A 17,014-nucleotide genomic window follows, 5' to 3' on the forward strand; every position below is an offset into this window, starting at 1 on the left:
CGTTCTCCAAATCGTCTCGTTCCCGGCATGCTTGCCGCTGCACTGGTCGCCGCGCTGGCCGGCTGCGCCATCGGCCCGAACTTCGTCAAGCCGACGCCCGCCGCGCCGGACGACTGGACGAGCTGGCGCAGCGGCGATGCGTCGCTGCGCATCCCGACCGAAGCCACTCAGGCATTGCCGGCCCAGTGGTGGCAGGCATTCAACGACGCAACGCTCGATGCGTTGCAGCGGCGCGCTTCCGATGCCAGCCCCGACCTGCGCACCGCCGCGCTGCGCTTCGCCCAGGCGCGTGCGCAGCGCAGCACGGTGGCCGCGCAGCGCGGGCCGGAAGTCAACGCCAGCGGAAGCGCCACCCGCCAACGCCAGAGCGAGAGCGGTGCCAGCACGCGCATGATCGGCATCATGGGGGCCGACCCCAGCCTCACCGAGTTGCTGGCCGAACCGTTCACGCTGTACCAGGCCGGTTTCGACGCTTCGTGGGAGCTGGATTTGTGGGGCCGCGTGCGCCGATCCGTGGAAGCCGCCGATGCCGATGTCGGCCAACAGGCTGCGCTGCTCGATCTGGCCCGCCTCAGCCTGGCCAGCGACGTGGCACGCAATTACTTCGAGCTGCGCACCGCCCAGCGGCAGATCCGCTTGATGCGCGAGGACATCGCCGCACTGGAAGACCGCGCCGCGCTGCTGCAAGCGCGCGTGGATGGCGGCGTGCTCGACCACACCGACCTGCAACGCCAGCGCGCCGAACTGGCCGCATTGAAAGCGCAACTGCCGCCGCTGCTGGCGCAGGAAGCCGCCAGCGCCAATCAGATCGCACTGCTGCTGGGCGAACGCCCGGGGGCGCTGCGGGCCGAACTCGCGCCGCGCGAAGCCGACGCCGGGACTTCGTTGCCCGATCTTGCCCTCGGCTTGCCATCGGAAGTCGCGCTGCGCCGCCCCGACATCCGCGCCGCCGAAGCGCGCCTGCACAGCGCCACCGCCAGCATCGGCATCGCCAGGGCCGACCTGTACCCCAGCATCCGGCTTGGTGCGACGTTCGGCTACGAGTCCTACCTGAGCGACGAATTTTCCGACTGGGGCAGCCGCACATGGTCGGTTGGCCCCAGCCTCGGCCTGCCGATCTTCGACCATGGCCGACGCAAGGCCACCGTGCAACTGCGCGAACTGCAACAGCAAGAGGCCGCCATCAACTACCAACAGACCGTGCTGAAAGCCTGGCAGGAAATCGACGATTCGCTGTCCGCCTACAGCGCCGAGCAGCGTCAGGCGCGCGAACTGCAAACCCGCAGCGATGCGGCCGGCGATGCCTATCAGCTTGCACAGGCGCGCTACGACGGTGGCGTCACCGATTTCACTGCCGTACTCGACGCCCAGCGCAGCTATCTGCAAGCCCGCCGTGACCTGGCGGCCAGCGAGGGACGTTTGAGTACGCGCTACGTCACCGTCAACAAGGCCATCGGCAACGTGCCGTTGGACACGGAGAACGCGGCAGGAAAAGGAATGGAGTGAGGAGAGAACCATGCGGAAAAATGGCCCTGAGCTGGAAGCAGACATGTCGAAGGCCCCTGCCGTGGCAAGGCGCACTGCGCTGGTGGTAGGACTTGGCATCAGTGGCATCGCGTGCGCGATTGCGCTGCACCGTGCGGGGTGGCATCCCGTCGTTGTCGAACGTGCGCCAGCCCGCCGCCGGGGCGGCTACTTCATTGCCGTGATGGGTGTGGGGCGATCGGCTGCCGCCGATCTAGGAGTCGGAGATCGCTTGGTCGATCACAGGGCCGAAAGCATGACCTATGTCATCGATCGGCAAGGGAATCGATCTCCGGGCCTGAGTTTCGCCGACATACCGATCAATCCCTACCTCACCATGCGGGGTGATGTCGAAGACGCAGTCTGGAAGACATTGCAAGAGGTAGCGCCCGACACGGAAATCCACTTCTCGACCACTCCGACCGCGATCGAGCAAGATGGGGATTGTGTCGAGGTGACGCTTGAAGGGCCGCAGGGCGTGAGCCGCCGCTGGTTCGACCTTGTGATCGGTGCCGATGGCATCCGTTCCACGGTGCGCCGTCTTGCATTCCCTCCTGCGCTTGGCGGCTTGCAGCGTCTTGGCACCATGATCTGCGCCTATGCGCTTCAGGAGGATCTACCCACGCTGCCAAGCGGGGTCGGAGGGCAGATCATCGAGCCTGGTCGTTCGTTCACCGTCTTTCCCTTCGATGATCGGCGATCGACGGTACTGTTCTCCTGGTATGCGGCCAATCCCGATGCCGAGCGCAAAGGGAAGGCCACCGAACAAATCCGCAAGGCATTCGGGCCAGAGCCTCTCGGCCCTATCCTGGAAGCTGCATTGGGGCAACTGGAGACGAGCGAGGCGGCCCTGTTCGACATCGCCGAGCAGGTTCGCCTTTCCACTTGGTATCAGGGGCGCGTGGTGCTGGTCGGTGATTCGGCTTGGTGCCCATCACTTTATTCGGGCATGGGCGCGTCGAGCGGCCTGGCCGGCGCCAATGTGCTGGGCAAGCGTCTCGAAGAACATGGCGACGACATCGCAGCCGCCCTCGCCGACTGGGAAGCCACGATGCGGCCGCGGATAGCGGAGTTCCAGAAGTCGGCCGAAACCGGCATTGGCGTCTTCACCCCCGCCAGCGACAAGGCAATCCGCATCCGCAAGCGTGCGATGTCACTTTTGACCAATCCCATAGTGCGCTGGGTGTTCTCGCACGTGGGCAAATTTCTGCCCGTCATGCAGCAACGAGAACGTCCGATTTCCTGAGTGTTCACTGCCGTCAGGTTGTGGGGGGTAGAGCTTCCAATCCAAGCGTCTGATCCAGATGGCATCAGGCAAAGACAGACTTCATCAGGGGGCAGCAGAGTTATGGAGATCCGACACCTGCGCTGCTTTCTTGCGGTAGCTGAAGAACTGCGCTTTGCGCGGGCAGCGGAACGACTGCACATGGAGCAATCGCCATTGTCGCGGGCGATCAAGGAGTTGGAAGAAGACTTGGGCGTGGCGCTGTTCGTCCGCACCACGCGCACCACACGACTGACCCGCGCTGGCACGCTGTTCTTGGAACACGTGCGCCGCGTGTTCACGGCCTTGGAACAAGCACGCGACAGCGTGAAAGCGGCGGCAAACGGTTTTCATGGCCAGTTGCGCGTGGCCTTGTCGGACGGCATTACGCCCTCGCGCTTGCCGGCCGTGCTGGCGCTATGCCGGCAGGAGGAACCGGAAGTCGAAATACGGTTCTTCGAGGTGCCGCTGTCGCAGCAGCTCAAGGGCCTGCATGACGACCTGTACGACGTGGGGTTCACGCAGTCCGATGAAGTGGGCGATGGCATCACCGCCATACCTGTCTGGAGCGATCCGATCATGGTGGCGGTGCCCGCGCGGCATCCGCTGCTGGCCCATAAGCGCATTCCCCTGGATGAACTGCTGCGCTATCCGCTTGTCCTGTGTGATCCGCAAGTGTGTGAAGGCCCTGCAAAGCACGTCGATCGGATACTGCGCCGGGTAGACATGGAGCCATTGGTCGCAGAACGAGTCGCTTCGTGTGATTTGATGATGGCGCTGGTATCGGCCGGCTTCGCGCTTGGCCTGGCAGGTGCCGCGCGTATTGCCGCCAGCCATGAACCGGGCGTAGTCGCCCGGCCGCTGGCGCTGCGCGTGCCACCGCTGACGACCTACCTACTGCACGCCGCAGGCGAGCCGTCCGAGGAGCTTGCGCGGTTCATTGAGCGCGTGCAGGCCGTCGAATCACCGGAACCCCCAAGGCCCAAGCCGGGCCATCATTCCGATCACCTGGAGGAACCTGCGCCATGAAGAAGATCGTCCCATTCTTGCTGGTGGCCGTGTTGACTGCCTGCGGCCAGTCCGAAACGACTCAGAAGGCCAACACTTCGGAAGCGAATATCCCAACGGTGGAAGAACTGGCGGCCAATCCCGAACGGCTCAAGGAACTGCGCCAGCAATGCAAGACCGACCGCCCGAAGCTCGGCGACGTGCTGTGCAATCGGGTAGCCGAAGCCACACGCAAGCGGTTCTATGGCGACGGCGAAACGCCGTACACGCCGCCGAAGGAACCGCCCAAGTTCTGATCGTTGGCGGTTCGCCGCATCGTCTTCATTTTTTTGATCGACACGCCGCAATGCGCCTGCGCTTGCGGCGTTTTTCTTTGGCTGGCTGTCGCACTCATTCTGCCTTTTTGCTCGACCTTTCTGCTGAAAACGGTCTTTGACCGGCACTGACCCGGCACCGAACCTGACGCCTGCGGCACGCCCTTGTGCCGCTTCTTCCATGAGGAATCAGCGCAGGAGAAATCGGAGGCCAGGTCATGCAAGGGACGAACGTGCTGTTCGGTCAGATCGCCGTGGTATTCGGCATCGTGATCGCCGGCGTGTGGGGCGCCACACAATGGACAGCAGCGGCCCTTGGCTATCAAGTACGCCTTGGCTCGCCCTGGTTCGACTTCCTTGGCACTTCGATTTATCACCCGTGGAAGCTGTTTGAGTGGTGGTTCTTCTTCGGCGCCTATGCGCCGGAAGTCTTCGACACCGGCGGCGCCATTGCCGGCGCCAGCGGCATGGTCGCCGTGGGCGTCGCCATCGCCATGTCGGTATGGCGCTCGCGCCAAGCGCGCCTGGTCACGACCTACGGCTCTGCGCGCTGGGCCAACGCGCAGGACATTCGCAGGGCCGGCCTCACGCAGCCTGCCGGTGTGTTCCTGGGCCAGCACGATCGCCAGTACCTGCGACATGAAGGCCCGGAACACGTCCTGACCTTCGCGCCCACGCGCTCGGGCAAGGGCGTGGGCCTGGTGGTGCCCACCTTGTTGAGCTGGCCCGCGTCGGCCGTCATCCACGACATCAAGGGCGAGAACTGGCAGATCACCGCCGGCTGGCGCTCGCGCTTCTCGCATTGCCTGCTATTCAACCCGACCGATGCGAAGTCGGCGGCCTACAACCCGCTGCTAGAGGTACGGCGCGGCGCGCATGAAGTGCGCGACGTGCAGAACATCGCGGACATTCTGGTCGATCCCGAAGGCGCGCTGGAGAAGCGCAACCATTGGGAGAAGACCAGTCACGCGCTGCTGGTCGGGGCCATCCTGCATGTGCTCTACGCGGGCGAAGACAAGACGCTGCGCGGCGTCGCCAACTTCCTCTCCGACCCGGCCAGCCCGTTCGAGCTGACCTTGCATCGGATGATGACCACGCCCCACCTGGGCGATGGGCCGCATCCTGTCGTCGCTTCGGCGGCGCGCGAAGTGCTCAACAAGTCGGACAACGAGCGTTCCGGCGTGTTGAGCACCGCCATGTCGTTCCTTGGCCTGTACCGCGACCCTACGGTGGCCGAAGTCACGTCGCGCTGCGACTGGCGCATCGCCGACCTGATCGCGGCAGAGCATCCGGTATCGCTGTACCTGGTGGTGCCGCCTTCGGACATATCGCGGACGAAGCCGCTCATCCGCCTGATCCTCAACCAGATCGGCCGGCGCCTCACCGAATCGCTCGATGGCTCCGACGGCATCGAGCGCCGCCACAAGCTGCTGCTGATGCTCGATGAGTTCCCGGCGCTGGGGCGCTTGGACTTCTTCGAGACGGCGCTGGCCTTCATGGCGGGCTACGGCATCCGCAGCTTCCTCATCGCGCAGAGCCTGAACCAGATCGACAAAGCCTACGGCCAGAACCATTCGATCCTGGACAACTGCCACGTTCGGGTGACGTTCGCCACGAACGACGAACGTACCGCCAAACGCATTTCCGAAACGCTCGGTACAGCCACCGAACTGCGCGCCCAGCGCAACTACGCGGGCCACCGGCTCGCGCCGTGGCTGGGCCACCTGATGGTGTCGCGCCAGGAAACCGCGCGCCCGCTGCTGACGCCGGGCGAGGTGATGCAGCTTCCACCGGACGAGGCCGTGGTGATGGTGTCCAGCGTGGCGCCGATCAAGGCGAAGAAGCTGCGCTACTACGCGGACGCCAATTTCAAGCGCCGCGTGCTGCCGCCGCCCGCGCTTGCGGGTGCGCAGTATGCCGACGCGCCGCCGCTGCGCCCTGACGACTGGAGCGGACTGGCGATTCCGCCAACGCCTGCCGTACCGGCCACGGCATCCGCCGATGGCCTGGGCAGCTTGGCCGCCGACGACGGCGGCCCGCGCCGTCAGCCCGAGCTTTCCGAAGCCGTTGCCTATGCCCCCGAGCTGGCCGCGCCTGCGGCCGACCTCGCTCTGCTCGACGACGACGACGACCTACCGCTTCCCCTTCCTCGCCAGCTTGATCCAGCCATGCAGCGCACGGCCCGGCTGGCATCGCTGAACCCCAACGACGGAATCGAGCTATGAGCCACTACCGCCTCAACTTGTTCATCCAGCCGGAGCACGCCAAGCGCCTGGACGAGCTGGCCGCCAAGAAAGGCGTGTCCAAGTCGTCCATCGTCGCCGCTGCCTTGGCGTCCTGGCTGTCGCCGGACGCAGCAGACCAGCGCGAGGCGGCCATCGCCAAGCGGTTGGATCGCCTATCGCGCCAGGCCGAGCGCCTGGAGCGCGACCAGAACATCCAGATCGAGACGCTGGCGCTGTTCATTCGCTACTACCTCACGGTCAGCACGCCAATCCCCGAGGCGCACCAAGAGGCTGCCCGCGCACAGGGCAAAGCGCGCTTCGAGCAGTTCGTAGAACAGTTGGGCCGCCACCTGCTGCGGGGCCGAAGCCTGGTGCGCGACGTGGTGGAGGAACTGCATCCCGACTCGATGCGGATGGAGGACGCGGCGGCAGCCGCGCAAGCGCAGGAGCGTGCGTCATGAGCGCCGTTCCGCAGTCCATGAGCGCCACGTCGCTCGACCGCCGCATCCAGATGCTGCGCACGGCGATGGGGCCGCTGATCGCCGCCGCGCTCGAAGACCCGGACGTGGTGGAGGTGATGCTGAATCCCGATCGCACCCTTTGGGTGGATCGGCTTTCCAGCGGGCGCGCACCGATGGGCGTGGAGCTGTCCGAAGCGGACGGCGAGCGAATCATCCGCCTCGTGGCCGCCCACGTCGGCGCGGAGGTGCATCGCGGCCAACCGCTGCTGTCGGCAGAGTTGCCCGAGACGGGAGAACGCTTCGAGGGCATCTTGCCGCCGGCTGCACCGGGGCCGGCCTTCGCGCTGCGCAAGCGGGCCATCGGCGTGATCCCGCTGGAGCGGTACGTCATCGACCGGATGATGACCAGCGCCCAGGCGGGCTTTCTCGTTCGCGCCGTGCGCGAGCGGCAGAACGTCTTGATCGCCGGCGCCACCAGCAGCGGCAAGACCACGCTCGCCAATGCCTTGCTCGCGGAAATCGCCGCCACCGGCGACCGCGTGCTGGTGCTCGAAGACACGGTGGAGCTGCAATGCGCGGCCCGCGACCACGTACCGCTGCGCACGCGCGCAGGCGTGGTGTCCATGACCGAGCTGGTGCGTTCGTCCATGCGCCTGCGCCCGGATCGTGTCGTCGTCGGCGAGGTGCGCGGCGCCGAGGCGCTGGATCTCATCAAGGTGTGGGGCACAGGCCACCCCGGCGGCATCGCCACGATCCATGCCGGCTCTGCGCTCGGCGCGCTGCTGCGCCTGGAGCAACTGATTCTCGAAGTGGCGGTGAATCCGCCCCGTGCGCTGATCGCCGAGGCGGTCAACGTGGTGATCCACATCGCCGGGCGCGGGCGCAAGCGCCGCATCGAGAGCATCGCCCGCGTCGTCGGCTTCGACGGCGTGGGCTACCAACTGGCGGACGCGATGGACGCGCCGTTTCCCGAGCTGCCGCCCGTTTCCGATGCCGCACCCGCTGCGGCGACTTTCCCATCCCCTGACTCACTTGGAGAACTGCCATGACGCAGACGACCGTTCCTGCTTTCCGTGTTTCCGTAAATCCGCCTTCGCACCTGTCCATCCTCGCGCGGCTGCGCTGCCTGGGCCGCCCTGCGGGGCAAGGGCTGCTGCTGGCCGCGCTGCTGCTGTTCTTGGCCGGAACCGCGCAGGCCGCCGGTTCCTCGATGCCGTGGGAAGGCCCGCTGCAATCCATCCTCGAATCCATCCAGGGGCCGGTGGCGCGCATCGTCGCGGTCATCATCATCATCGCCACGGGCCTCGCGCTCGCGTTCGGCGACACGTCGGGCGGCTTTCGCAAGCTGATCCAGATCGTGTTCGGCCTGTCCATCGCGTTCGCGGCTTCGAGCTTCTTCCTGTCCTTCTTCAGCTTCTCCGGCGGGGCTGTCGTATGAGCGCCCCGGATACATTCGCGGCCGGGTTCGAGGTGCCTTTGCATCGCTCGCTCACCGAGCCGATCTTGCTGGGAGGCGCACCGCGCACCGTGGCGATTGCCAACGGCACGCTGGCCGCCGCCGTCGGGCTGGGCCTGCAACTGTGGATTCCTGGCGTGGTGCTATGGATCGTGGGCCATTCGCTGGCGGTGTGGGGTGCGCGCGTCGATCCGCAGTTCATGGCCGTGTTCGCCCGGCACATCAAGCACCGCCCGCTGCTGGACGTGTGAGGGGATGCCGCCATGCTAAACCTCGCCGAATACCGCCAGCGCCCGGCCTTGCTTGCCGACTGGCTGCCCTGGGCTGGGCTAGTCGCGCCGGGCGTGGTGCTGAACAAGGACGGGTCGTTTCAACGATCGTTCCAGTTCCGCGGCCCCGACTTGGACAGTGCGACGCAGGGCGAATTGATCGCCACGGCGGCACGGCAGAACAACGCGCTTCGCCGCACCGGCTCTGGCTGGGCCTTCTATATCGACGCCGAGCGGATGCGGGCATCGCGCTATCCGCAGTCCTCGTTTCCCGAGCCGCTGTCGTGGCTGGTGGACGAGGAACGACGTGCGGCGTTCGAGGAGTCGGACAGCCATTTCGAGAGCATCTACCACTTCACGCTGCAATACCTGCCGCCGGAGGAGTCGCGCGCCCGAGCCGCCAAGATGCTCTACGAGAACACGCCGACGAATGGCGTGGACTGGCGCGAGCGGCTGCAATCCTTCGTTGCGGAAACGGATCGGGTCTTTGACCTGCTCGATGGCGTGATGCCGGAAGTCTCCTGGCTGGACGACAGCCAGACGCTGACCTATCTGCACTCGACCATCTCGACGCGACGCTATCGCGTGGGCGTGCCCGAAGTGCCGTTCCACATCGACGCGCTGCTGACCGACTCGCCGCTGGTCGGTGGCCTTGCGCCCATGTTGGGCGACCGGCACCTGCGCGTGGTGTCGGTGCGCGGCTTCCCGACCTCGACCTGGCCGGGGATTCTGGACGACCTCAACCGCCTTGGATTTGGGTATCGCTGGAGTACACGATTCTTGTGCCTCGACAAATCCGAGGCGGAACAGGAGTTGGGGCGCTTGCGCCGGCAGTGGTTTGCGAAACGGAAGAACGTCATCGCGCTGCTGCGCGAAACGATCTTCCAGCAAGAAAGCCCGCTGGTCGATACCGACGCCAGCAACAAGGCCGCCGATGCGGACGCCGCCTTGCAGGAACTGGGCAGCGATCAAGTCGCCTTCGGCTACCTGACGGCGACCGTCACCGTCATGGACGAGGACGCCGCCGTCGCAGACGAGAAGCTGCGCATGGTGGAGCGCGTCATCCAGGGGCGCGGGTTCGTCACCATCCCCGAAACGCTCAATGCCGTGGATGCCTGGCTGTCCTCGCTCCCCGGCAACGCCTACGCCAACGTGCGCCAGCCCATCGTCTCGACGCTGAACTTGGCGCACATGATGCCGGTGTCGGCGGTATGGGCTGGGCCGGAGAAGAACGACCACCTCGATGGCCCGCCGCTGATCGTCACGCGCACCGACGGCGCCACGCCGTTCCGGCTGGTGACGCACATCGGCGACGTGGGCCACACGCTGGTCGCAGGCCCGACCGGCATGGGCAAGTCGGTCTTGCTCGCCACGCTGGCGATGCAGTTCCGCCGTTATCGCGGCTCGCGCATCTTCGCCTTCGACATGGGCCGCTCCATGCGCGTCACCATCCTCGGCCTGGGCGGTGAGCACTATGACCTCGGCACGGATGGCGAAATCGCCTTCCAGCCACTCGCGCGCATCGACCGTGAGGGCTACCGCACCTGGGCCGCCGAATGGATCGAAGGCCGCTTGCTGCACGAAGGCGTGGCGGTCGGCCCCGACGAGAAGGCGGCTATCTGGTCGGCGCTGGGAAGTCTCGCTGGTGCGCCGGTGGAGCAGCGCACGATGACGGGACTTTCCGTGCTGCTGCAATCGAACACGCTGCGGCAGGCGCTGTCGCCCTATGTGCTCGGTGGCGCCCACGGCAAGCTGCTGGATGCCGACCACGACCGGCTGGGCATGGCCGACGTGCAGTGCTTCGAGATGGAGGAGCTGATGCACAGCAAGGCCGCCGTCATGGCCGTGCTGCACTACCTCTTTGCGCGTTTCGATGAACGCTTCGACGGGGCGCCCACGCTGCTGATCCTCGATGAAGCGTGGCTGTTCCTCGATGACCCGGTGTTTGCCGCGCGCATCCGGCAGTGGCTCAAGACGCTCAGGAAAAAGAACGTCAGCGTCATCTTCGCCACGCAGAGCCTGGCCGACATCAAGGATTCGAGCATCGCGCCCGCGATCATCGAAAGCTGCGCAAGCCGCATCTTCTTGCCGAACCCGCAGGCGACTGAGCCGCAGATTCGCACGATCTACGAGGGCTTCGGCCTCAACAGGCGGCAGATCGAAATCGTCGCCACCGCGCAGCCCAAGCGCGACTACTACTACCAATCCCGCCTCGGCAACCGCCTGTTCGACCTCGACCTGGGGCCAGCGGCGCTGGCGTTTGCGGGCGCTTCCACGCCGCAAGACCAGCGCGACATAGACCGCGTGCTGCTGGACGCCGGCGTGCCCGGCTTCGCGGGCGCCTGGCTGCGCCATCGCGGCCTCGATTGGGCGGCCGACCTGCTGCCCTCGTTCCCCGGCTTCGCGCCGGGTTCCCTCGCTGACCAACCCCTGGAGAACCTGCCATGAAAAAGCGCCTTATCGCCGCCGCCATTGCGGCCATGCTTTGCACTGCCACCGCCCATGCGCAATGGGTCGTGGTCGATCCGACGAACCTCGTGCAGAACACGCTGACCGCGATCCGCACGCTGGAGCAGATCAACAACCAGATCCAGCAGCTTCAGAACGAAGCGCAGATGCTGATGAACCAGGCCCGCAACCTCGCCAGCCTGCCGTCCAGCGTGGTGAACCAGTTGCGCGCCAATCTGGCGACAACCGAACGGCTGATCGCCCAGGCCAGGGGCTTGGCCTACGACGTGACGAATCTGGATCGGGAGCTCGCGCGCCTGTATCCCGAACAGTACGCCGCCACCGTCAGCGGCGACCAGATGTACCGCGACGCGCAGGAGCGTTGGCGGAACACGCTCAACGGCTTGCAGACCACCATGCAGATGCAGGCGCAGGTGTCGCAGAACCTGGGCGAAGACGAAAGCGTGCTGGCCGACCTCGTGGGCAAGAGCCAGTCGGCCGAAGGTGCGTTGCAGGCGATGCAGGCCATGAATCAGTTGCTGGCCTTGCAGGCCAAGCAGTCGATCCAGTCGCAGCGGCTCCAGATCACGCAAGACCGGGCGGCGTCGCTGGAACTGGCGCGGCAGGCGGCAGCCACGGAGCGCGCCCGCGAGGTGCGGCGGCGCTTCCTGGGCGACGGCACGCCGTACACGCCGCAGTCCGTGAACTTCTACGGCAACTGACGGGAGGCCGCCATGCGATGCGTCCTCGTCCTGTGTGTCGCGCTGCTGGCCGCTTGCGGCGAGCAGCCGGCCGACCACCTTGCCGATGCCTTGGCCGCCGATCCCGTGCGGCTGAAGGCATTGCGCGCGCAATGCGCGGCCGACCGGCAGGCCACGGGCGAGGACGCTTGCCGTGCCGCCGCCGAAGCCTTCCGGCGGCGCTTCTTCTCCGGCCAGGCCGGGCCGGATGAATACCAGACGCTGGCCGACCTGCCGCCGATCCCGCCGAGCTTCGAGGAACCGGCCGATGGCATGGCGCCGGCCGTTCCCGCCGAACCGGAGGACACGCCATGAATGACGTGACCATCATCGACCAATTCCTCAACACCTTTGCCGCTTATATCGACTCGGGTTTCGGGCTGCTGCGGGGCGAAGTGGCGTTCCTCACGGCCACGCTGATCGTCATCGACATGACGATCGCCGGCCTGTATTGGGCCATGAGCCATGCCACCGGCCAGGGCGAGGACGTGATCGCCAAGCTGCTGCGCAAGGTGCTCTACGTCGGCGCCTTCGCCTACATCATCAATAACTTCAACTGGCTGGCCAGCATCGTGTTCCGCTCGTTTGCGGGATTGGGCATCACCGCCACCGGCTCGGCCATCACGATGGAGAACTTCTTGCAGCCTGGCCGGTTGGCGAAAACCGGCATCGACGCCGGGGCGCCGATTCTGGAGCAGATCGGCGAGATGGCGGGCTTTCCCGAAGTGTTCGTGAACCTCGACCCCATCGTGGTGATGTTCCTCGCGTGGCTGGTCGTGGTCTTGTGCTTCTTCGTGCTGGCGATCCAACTGTTCATCACGCTGATCGAGTTCAAGCTGACCACGCTCGCCGGATTCGTGCTGGTGCCATTCGCGCTCTGGAACAAGACCGCGTTCCTCGCCGAAAAGGTCTTGGGCAACGTGGTGGCCTCCGGCGTCAAGGTTCTGGTGCTGGCCGTGATCGTCGGTATCGGCTCGGGCTTGTTCGCTCAGTTCCAAGTCCATCCCGCCGAGCCGTCCATCGACCACGCGCTGGTCATCATGCTGGCCTCGCTCACCTTGCTGGCGCTCGGGATCTTCGGCCCCGGCATCGCCACGGGCCTCGTCTCCGGTGCGCCGCAGCTCGGCGCTGGCGCAATGGCCGGTGCTGCTGTCGGCGCTGCCGGCACGGCCGTCGCCATCGGCGCCGCCGCGACGGGCGTGGGTGGCGCCGTGGCTGCTGGTGCGCGCATGGCCCCGGCTGCCGCCAAGCTGGCCGGTAGCGGTGCGCGCGCCGCCACGTCGGCGGCCAGCAGTGCGAAGTCGGCGTTCCAGGCCGGTTCCGCCGCCGCTGGCGGCGGCGCGAAGGGCGCGATGGCGGGCCTGGGCAACGTCGCCAAGACCGGCGCGCAGGCAGCCGGGCGAGGCGCTGCATCCCGCGCTTCCGCTGCCGGGCAACGCATGGCCGCTCCCTTCCGCGCTGGCTGGAATGGCGCTGCTGCCGATGGCGGCGCGGGCGCGGCATCCGGTCAGGGTGCCGCAGGCGAGGCCGCATCCGGCGCCGCTACGGCGCAGACACAGGAACAGCCCGCTTGGGCCAAGCGCCTGCATCGCCGCCAGCAACTCACCCACGCCGCGACCACCACCGCCCACGCACTGCGCGGTGGCGATGGCGGCGGCTCCGGCCAGGGGCCGAGCCTGCGCGATTCCGATTCATAAGGAGAACTGACCATGCGATTCAAGAAACCGCAGGTGCGCTACGCCGACACGCCGCAGCCTGCCACGCCGTACCAAGCTGCCGGCCAGGTGTGGGACGAGCGCATCGGCTCGCCGCGCGTGCAGGCGAAGAACTGGCGCCTGATGGCCTTCGGCTGCCTGACGCTTGCGCTGCTGATGGCCGGCGGCCTGGTGTGGCGCTCGGCGCAATCCATCGTGACGCCCTACGTCGTGGAGGTGGACAACGCGGGCCAGGTACGCGCCGTGGGCGAAGCCGCCACGCCATACCGGCCCAACGATGCGCAGACCGCGCACCACATCGCGCGCTTCGTGACGCTGGTGCGCTCGCTGTCTATCGACCCCATCGTCGTCCGCCAGAACTGGCTGGACGCCTACGACTACACGACCGACAAGGGCGCGGCCGTGCTCAACGACTACGCACGGGTCAACGACCCGTTCGCGCGCATCGGCAAGGAGTCGGTGACGGTGCAGATCACCAGCGTCGTGCGCGCCAGCGACACGTCTTTCAACGTGCGCTGGACGGAACGCCGCTACGTCAACGGCGCCGCGGCGGGCTTGGAGCGGTGGACGGCCGTGGTGTCCATCGTGCTCCAGCCGCCGCGCACCGAAGAACGCCTGCGCAAGAACCCCCTGGGCATCTACGTCAACGGCCTGTCGTGGAGCCGCGAACTGGATTCTTCCGAAGGAGCCAAGCCATGAATGATCTTTTCCGTAAATCCGCCTTGCCGGTGATCTTGCTTGCCCTGGCGGGCTGCGCCACGCAGGGCAAGCCACCGCCGACCATCTCGCTCGATGAGCCAGTGCAGGCCCAGCCGCTACCCGAGCCACCCGCGCCGGTGGAGGTGGTGGCGGTGCCCGAGGTGCTGCCGATGCCGGCGCAGTTGAAGCCATTGCCCGAAGCCGAGGACGCCAAGCCCACGCCGGAGCCAGCCGACGAGAAGGTGCGCGTCTCTCGGGCCAATGCCGAGGCGCGCGTCGCACCCACGCGCGAGGGATACGTCAACGCAATTCAGGTGTGGCCGTTCACCGATGGCGCGCTCTACCAAGTCTATGCAGCCGTGGGCCGCGTGACCGTGATTTCGCTCCAGCCGGGCGAGGAGCTGGTGACGGTGGCCGCTGGTGATACCGTGCGCTGGATCGTGGGCGATACGTCGAGCGGCAGCGGTGCTGACCTGCGCGTCAATGTGCTGGTCAAGCCGATCCGCTCGGGCCTCAAGACCAATCTCGTCATCACCACCAACCGCAGGACATACCTGCTGGAGTTGGCTTCGACGGAAAAGACATGGATGGCGTCGGCTTCTTGGGAGTATCCGCGTGACCGGATGCTGGCCTTGCAGCGCCAGGCGCAGGCGGCCAGCGCCGCCGCGCCGGTGGACTCCGGCTTGTCGCTGGAGAACCTGCGCTTCCGCTACGCGGTCAGCGGTAGCAACCCGCCGTGGAAGCCGCTGCGCGCATTCGACGACGGGCAGAAGGTCTATATCCAGTTCCCCGCCGGCATCGCGCAAGGCGAGCTGCCGCCGCTGTTCGTGATCGGGCCGGAAGGCGACGGGCAACTGGTCAACTACCGCTTCCGCTCGCCGTACTACATCGTGGATCGGCTGTTCGGTGCCGCCGAACTGCGCCTGGGCGGGGACAAGGGCGACGTGGTGCGAATTGAGCGCACGGACGGCGTTGCGCGGAGGAACTGACCATGAGCCAGGACGACACCCCCGACCTCGCCATGCCGCAGGCAGGCAAGGTCGCGCCGGAAGCGGTGGCGCTGCGCGCCCAGCCGCGTCCGGTCACTCGCCTGAACCGGCGCACGCTGGCCATCCTCGTCGGCGGCCTTTCGGTCGCCGTGCTCGGGGCCACGATCTGGTCGCTGCAACCGCAGCGGCGCAGCGCCGACGAGCAGACCGAGCTATACAACGTCGATCGCGTCTCGAAGTCCGAAGGGCTGGATGGTCTGCCGGCCGACTACTCGAAGCTGCCGCCGAAGGTGCCCGAGCTGGGGCCGCCGCTGCCGGGCGACCTCGGCCCTGCCATCGTGAACTCGCAGCAGCCGGCCGTGGCCGCTTACGCGGCCCCCGGCCACGACCCCAACGATGCCTTGCGCAAGGAGGCGGAAGCCGCTGCGGCTTCGTCGGTGTTCTTCCGCTCGGGCGGCCAAGGCCAAGCCGCCGCGACCGTGGCGCAGGCGACACCGGGTGCGCCTGGTGGTGCAAGCGCGCTCGCGGCCTTCGACCCACTCGCGGCCGGGCCGGCATCGGTGGCGACGCAGCCTGCCGACCCGACCGCCGTACAGAACCGGCAAGACCAGAAAGAGGCGTTCCTGAAAGCCGGCTCTACGGAAACCCGCAATTCCGGCAATCTGGCGCTGCCGGCGTCGCCCTATCAGGTGATGGCCGGAACCGTGATCGCGGGCGCGCTGGTGACGGGCATCAAGTCGGACTTGCCGGGCGACGTGATCGCCACGGTGACGGAGCCGGTTTTTGACACGGCAACTGGCAAGTTCCTGCTGATCCCGCAGGGATCGCGCATCCTTGGGCGCTACAACAGCCAGGTCAGCTACGGGCAGAGCCGTGTGCAGGTGGTGTGGAACCGGGTCATCCTGCCGGACACGTCTTCGCTGACGCTCGACAACCTTGTGGGCACCGATCCAGCCGGCTACGCCGGCTTGGAAGACGATGTGGACTGGCACTGGAAGCGCATCGTCGCGGGCGCGGTGCTGACGACGCTGCTGGGCGTCGGCGCAGAACTGGCCGCGCCGGAGAACCGCCAAGACGGCAACCGCATCGTCATCGCCGGGCGTGACAGCGCCCAGGACAGCATCAATCAGGTCGGCCAGGAGATCACCCGACGCAACATGAACATCCAGCCGACGCTGACCGAGCGGCCTGGCCTGCCCGTGCGAATCATCGTCAACCGGGATCTGGTGCTGCGGCCGTACCAGCCGCTGTTCTTCAATCGGGGAGCTTCGCAATGAGCACGACCAAGAAGCTGCGGCTCGGGCCGCTGCCCAAGACCGAAAGCGTCAAACTGACCTTTGCCTGCCCGGCCAGCTTGAAAGCCGACCTCGACCGCTACGCCGCGCTGCACGCGCAGGCGTATGGCGAGGCGGTCGATGCAGAGAAGTTGATCCCGCACATGCTGGAGGCGTTTATGGCGGGGGATCGGGGATTCAAGCGCACACAGCCCAAGAACGGAAAAGCCGCCCCTGCGTGAACAGGGGCGGCTCTGGATTGGTGCCCGAGGCCGGAATCGAACCGGCACGCCTTTCGGCGAGGGATTTTCTTACCACTTCGACTTTCGCCGCCGCCCTGCTCAAACGCAGGGCGTTCGTGGTCTGGAGCACGCCTTCACCATAGCCTTGCGGCCGTAGGTGCCCGCCGTCTGCTCTCTACACCTTCCCAAGCTGTAGCTTGGGCTTGGCTCGGCGTTGGCTCGGATGCAAAAGCATCCAGGGCGTTCGCCGACTTTGACGGGCTTCACTTCGGGCGTTTCCCCCCGAAGGCTCAAATTGTTCAAGTCCCTTGTGTCTACCGATTTCACCACTCGGGCGTAGTGCTCAACGCACTGAAAACACCTACCTCCATCTACTGGCGCCTAGC

General features: G+C 66.5%; 17 protein-coding genes. All 17 read left to right on the forward strand.

Annotated elements, in window-relative coordinates:
- Window positions 1-27: 27 nt before the first annotated feature.
- The 17 genes from PSCI_RS20795 (at window position 28) to PSCI_RS20875 (ending at window position 16,628) form a co-directional block, all read left to right on the forward strand.
- Window positions 28-1,506 carry an efflux transporter outer membrane subunit gene (locus PSCI_RS20795; RefSeq protein WP_045490633.1) on the forward strand — a complete coding sequence of 493 codons (1,479 nt, stop codon included), beginning with the start codon at window positions 28-30 and terminating at the stop codon, window positions 1,504-1,506.
- A 10-nt stretch (window positions 1,507-1,516) separates the two neighbouring features.
- Complete coding sequence (locus PSCI_RS20800; RefSeq protein ID WP_084710054.1) at window positions 1,517-2,770, forward strand: FAD-dependent monooxygenase; 1,254 nt, start codon at window positions 1,517-1,519, stop codon at window positions 2,768-2,770.
- Window positions 2,771-2,872: 102 nt separating this feature from the next.
- A complete protein-coding gene (locus tag PSCI_RS20805) occupies window positions 2,873-3,817 on the forward strand; it encodes a LysR family transcriptional regulator (protein WP_045490635.1) in 945 nt (314 codons plus the stop codon).
- Window positions 3,814-4,092, forward strand: a complete 279-nt coding sequence (locus PSCI_RS20810; RefSeq protein WP_045490637.1) for an EexN family lipoprotein — start codon at window positions 3,814-3,816, stop codon at window positions 4,090-4,092. The genes PSCI_RS20805 and PSCI_RS20810 overlap by 4 nt, the downstream gene beginning before the upstream one ends.
- A 236-nt stretch (window positions 4,093-4,328) precedes the next feature.
- Entirely contained in the window at window positions 4,329-6,335 is a 2,007-nt protein-coding gene (locus PSCI_RS20815; protein WP_045490639.1) for a conjugal transfer protein TraG, read from the forward strand.
- Window positions 6,332-6,796, forward strand: coding sequence for a ribbon-helix-helix protein, CopG family (locus PSCI_RS20820; RefSeq protein ID WP_045490641.1), 465 nt, complete (start codon window positions 6,332-6,334; stop codon window positions 6,794-6,796). The genes PSCI_RS20815 and PSCI_RS20820 overlap by 4 nt, the downstream gene beginning before the upstream one ends.
- Entirely contained in the window at window positions 6,793-7,845 is a 1,053-nt protein-coding gene (gene trbB, locus PSCI_RS20825) for a P-type conjugative transfer ATPase TrbB (RefSeq protein ID WP_045490643.1), read from the forward strand. The genes PSCI_RS20820 and trbB overlap by 4 nt, the downstream gene beginning before the upstream one ends.
- Window positions 7,842-8,234, forward strand: a complete 393-nt coding sequence (locus tag PSCI_RS20830; protein WP_045490645.1) for a TrbC/VirB2 family protein — start codon at window positions 7,842-7,844, stop codon at window positions 8,232-8,234. The genes trbB and PSCI_RS20830 overlap by 4 nt, the downstream gene beginning before the upstream one ends.
- The gene (locus tag PSCI_RS20835; RefSeq protein WP_033453500.1) at window positions 8,231-8,503 is read left to right on the forward strand and encodes a VirB3 family type IV secretion system protein; all 273 of its coding nucleotides are present in this window, start codon (window positions 8,231-8,233) and stop codon (window positions 8,501-8,503) included. Before PSCI_RS20830 ends, PSCI_RS20835 begins: the two co-directional genes overlap by 4 nt.
- Window positions 8,504-8,515: 12 nt before the next feature.
- Window positions 8,516-10,969, forward strand: coding sequence for a conjugal transfer protein TrbE (trbE, locus tag PSCI_RS20840; RefSeq protein ID WP_036193236.1), 2,454 nt, complete (start codon window positions 8,516-8,518; stop codon window positions 10,967-10,969).
- On the forward strand, window positions 10,966-11,691 hold the full coding sequence (gene trbJ / locus PSCI_RS20845; RefSeq protein ID WP_036193234.1) for a P-type conjugative transfer protein TrbJ: 726 nt from the start codon (window positions 10,966-10,968) through the stop codon (window positions 11,689-11,691). Before trbE ends, trbJ begins: the two co-directional genes overlap by 4 nt.
- Window positions 11,692-11,703: 12 nt before the next feature.
- On the forward strand, window positions 11,704-12,024 hold the full coding sequence (locus tag PSCI_RS20850; RefSeq protein ID WP_017677041.1) for a hypothetical protein: 321 nt from the start codon (window positions 11,704-11,706) through the stop codon (window positions 12,022-12,024).
- Window positions 12,021-13,406: a P-type conjugative transfer protein TrbL gene (gene trbL, locus PSCI_RS20855; protein ID WP_034011154.1), complete on the forward strand. Its 1,386-nt coding sequence runs from the start codon at window positions 12,021-12,023 to the stop codon at window positions 13,404-13,406. Before PSCI_RS20850 ends, trbL begins: the two co-directional genes overlap by 4 nt.
- A gap of 12 nt (window positions 13,407-13,418) precedes the next feature.
- Window positions 13,419-14,123, forward strand: coding sequence for a conjugal transfer protein TrbF (trbF, locus tag PSCI_RS20860; protein ID WP_005304512.1), 705 nt, complete (start codon window positions 13,419-13,421; stop codon window positions 14,121-14,123).
- The gene (trbG, locus tag PSCI_RS20865; protein WP_005304503.1) at window positions 14,120-15,112 is read left to right on the forward strand and encodes a P-type conjugative transfer protein TrbG; all 993 of its coding nucleotides are present in this window, start codon (window positions 14,120-14,122) and stop codon (window positions 15,110-15,112) included. Before trbF ends, trbG begins: the two co-directional genes overlap by 4 nt.
- A gap of 2 nt (window positions 15,113-15,114) precedes the next feature.
- Complete coding sequence (locus PSCI_RS20870) at window positions 15,115-16,389, forward strand: TrbI/VirB10 family protein (RefSeq protein ID WP_036193230.1); 1,275 nt, start codon at window positions 15,115-15,117, stop codon at window positions 16,387-16,389.
- Complete coding sequence (locus tag PSCI_RS20875; RefSeq protein ID WP_036193229.1) at window positions 16,386-16,628, forward strand: DUF2274 domain-containing protein; 243 nt, start codon at window positions 16,386-16,388, stop codon at window positions 16,626-16,628. Before PSCI_RS20870 ends, PSCI_RS20875 begins: the two co-directional genes overlap by 4 nt.
- The last annotated feature ends 386 nt before the right edge of the window (window positions 16,629-17,014 follow it).

Origin of the sequence: Pseudomonas sp. StFLB209, from assembly GCF_000829415.1 — a bacterium.
Lineage (GTDB): Bacteria > Pseudomonadota > Gammaproteobacteria > Pseudomonadales > Pseudomonadaceae > Aquipseudomonas.

Excerpts from the sequence above, each read along its gene's own strand:
- PSCI_RS20810 (WP_045490637.1), top strand. The coding sequence starts at position 3,814 with ATGAAGAAGATCGTCCCATTCTTGCTGGTGGCCGTGTTGACTGCCTGC.
- PSCI_RS20815 (WP_045490639.1), top strand. The coding sequence starts at position 4,329 with ATGCAAGGGACGAACGTGCTGTTCGGTCAGATCGCCGTGGTATTCGGC.
- PSCI_RS20805 (WP_045490635.1), top strand. The coding sequence starts at position 2,873 with ATGGAGATCCGACACCTGCGCTGCTTTCTTGCGGTAGCTGAAGAACTG.
- PSCI_RS20795 (WP_045490633.1), top strand. The coding sequence starts at position 28 with ATGCTTGCCGCTGCACTGGTCGCCGCGCTGGCCGGCTGCGCCATCGGC.
- PSCI_RS20830 (WP_045490645.1), top strand. The coding sequence starts at position 7,842 with ATGACGCAGACGACCGTTCCTGCTTTCCGTGTTTCCGTAAATCCGCCT.
- trbB (WP_045490643.1), top strand. The coding sequence starts at position 6,793 with ATGAGCGCCGTTCCGCAGTCCATGAGCGCCACGTCGCTCGACCGCCGC.
- PSCI_RS20850 (WP_017677041.1), top strand. The coding sequence starts at position 11,704 with ATGCGATGCGTCCTCGTCCTGTGTGTCGCGCTGCTGGCCGCTTGCGGC.
- PSCI_RS20870 (WP_036193230.1), top strand. The coding sequence starts at position 15,115 with ATGAGCCAGGACGACACCCCCGACCTCGCCATGCCGCAGGCAGGCAAG.
- trbL (WP_034011154.1), top strand. The coding sequence starts at position 12,021 with ATGAATGACGTGACCATCATCGACCAATTCCTCAACACCTTTGCCGCT.
- trbJ (WP_036193234.1), top strand. The coding sequence starts at position 10,966 with ATGAAAAAGCGCCTTATCGCCGCCGCCATTGCGGCCATGCTTTGCACT.
- PSCI_RS20800 (WP_084710054.1), top strand. The coding sequence starts at position 1,517 with ATGCGGAAAAATGGCCCTGAGCTGGAAGCAGACATGTCGAAGGCCCCT.
- trbE (WP_036193236.1), top strand. The coding sequence starts at position 8,516 with ATGCTAAACCTCGCCGAATACCGCCAGCGCCCGGCCTTGCTTGCCGAC.
- PSCI_RS20835 (WP_033453500.1), top strand. The coding sequence starts at position 8,231 with ATGAGCGCCCCGGATACATTCGCGGCCGGGTTCGAGGTGCCTTTGCAT.
- trbF (WP_005304512.1), top strand. The coding sequence starts at position 13,419 with ATGCGATTCAAGAAACCGCAGGTGCGCTACGCCGACACGCCGCAGCCT.
- PSCI_RS20820 (WP_045490641.1), top strand. The coding sequence starts at position 6,332 with ATGAGCCACTACCGCCTCAACTTGTTCATCCAGCCGGAGCACGCCAAG.
- trbG (WP_005304503.1), top strand. The coding sequence starts at position 14,120 with ATGAATGATCTTTTCCGTAAATCCGCCTTGCCGGTGATCTTGCTTGCC.
- PSCI_RS20875 (WP_036193229.1), top strand. The coding sequence starts at position 16,386 with ATGAGCACGACCAAGAAGCTGCGGCTCGGGCCGCTGCCCAAGACCGAA.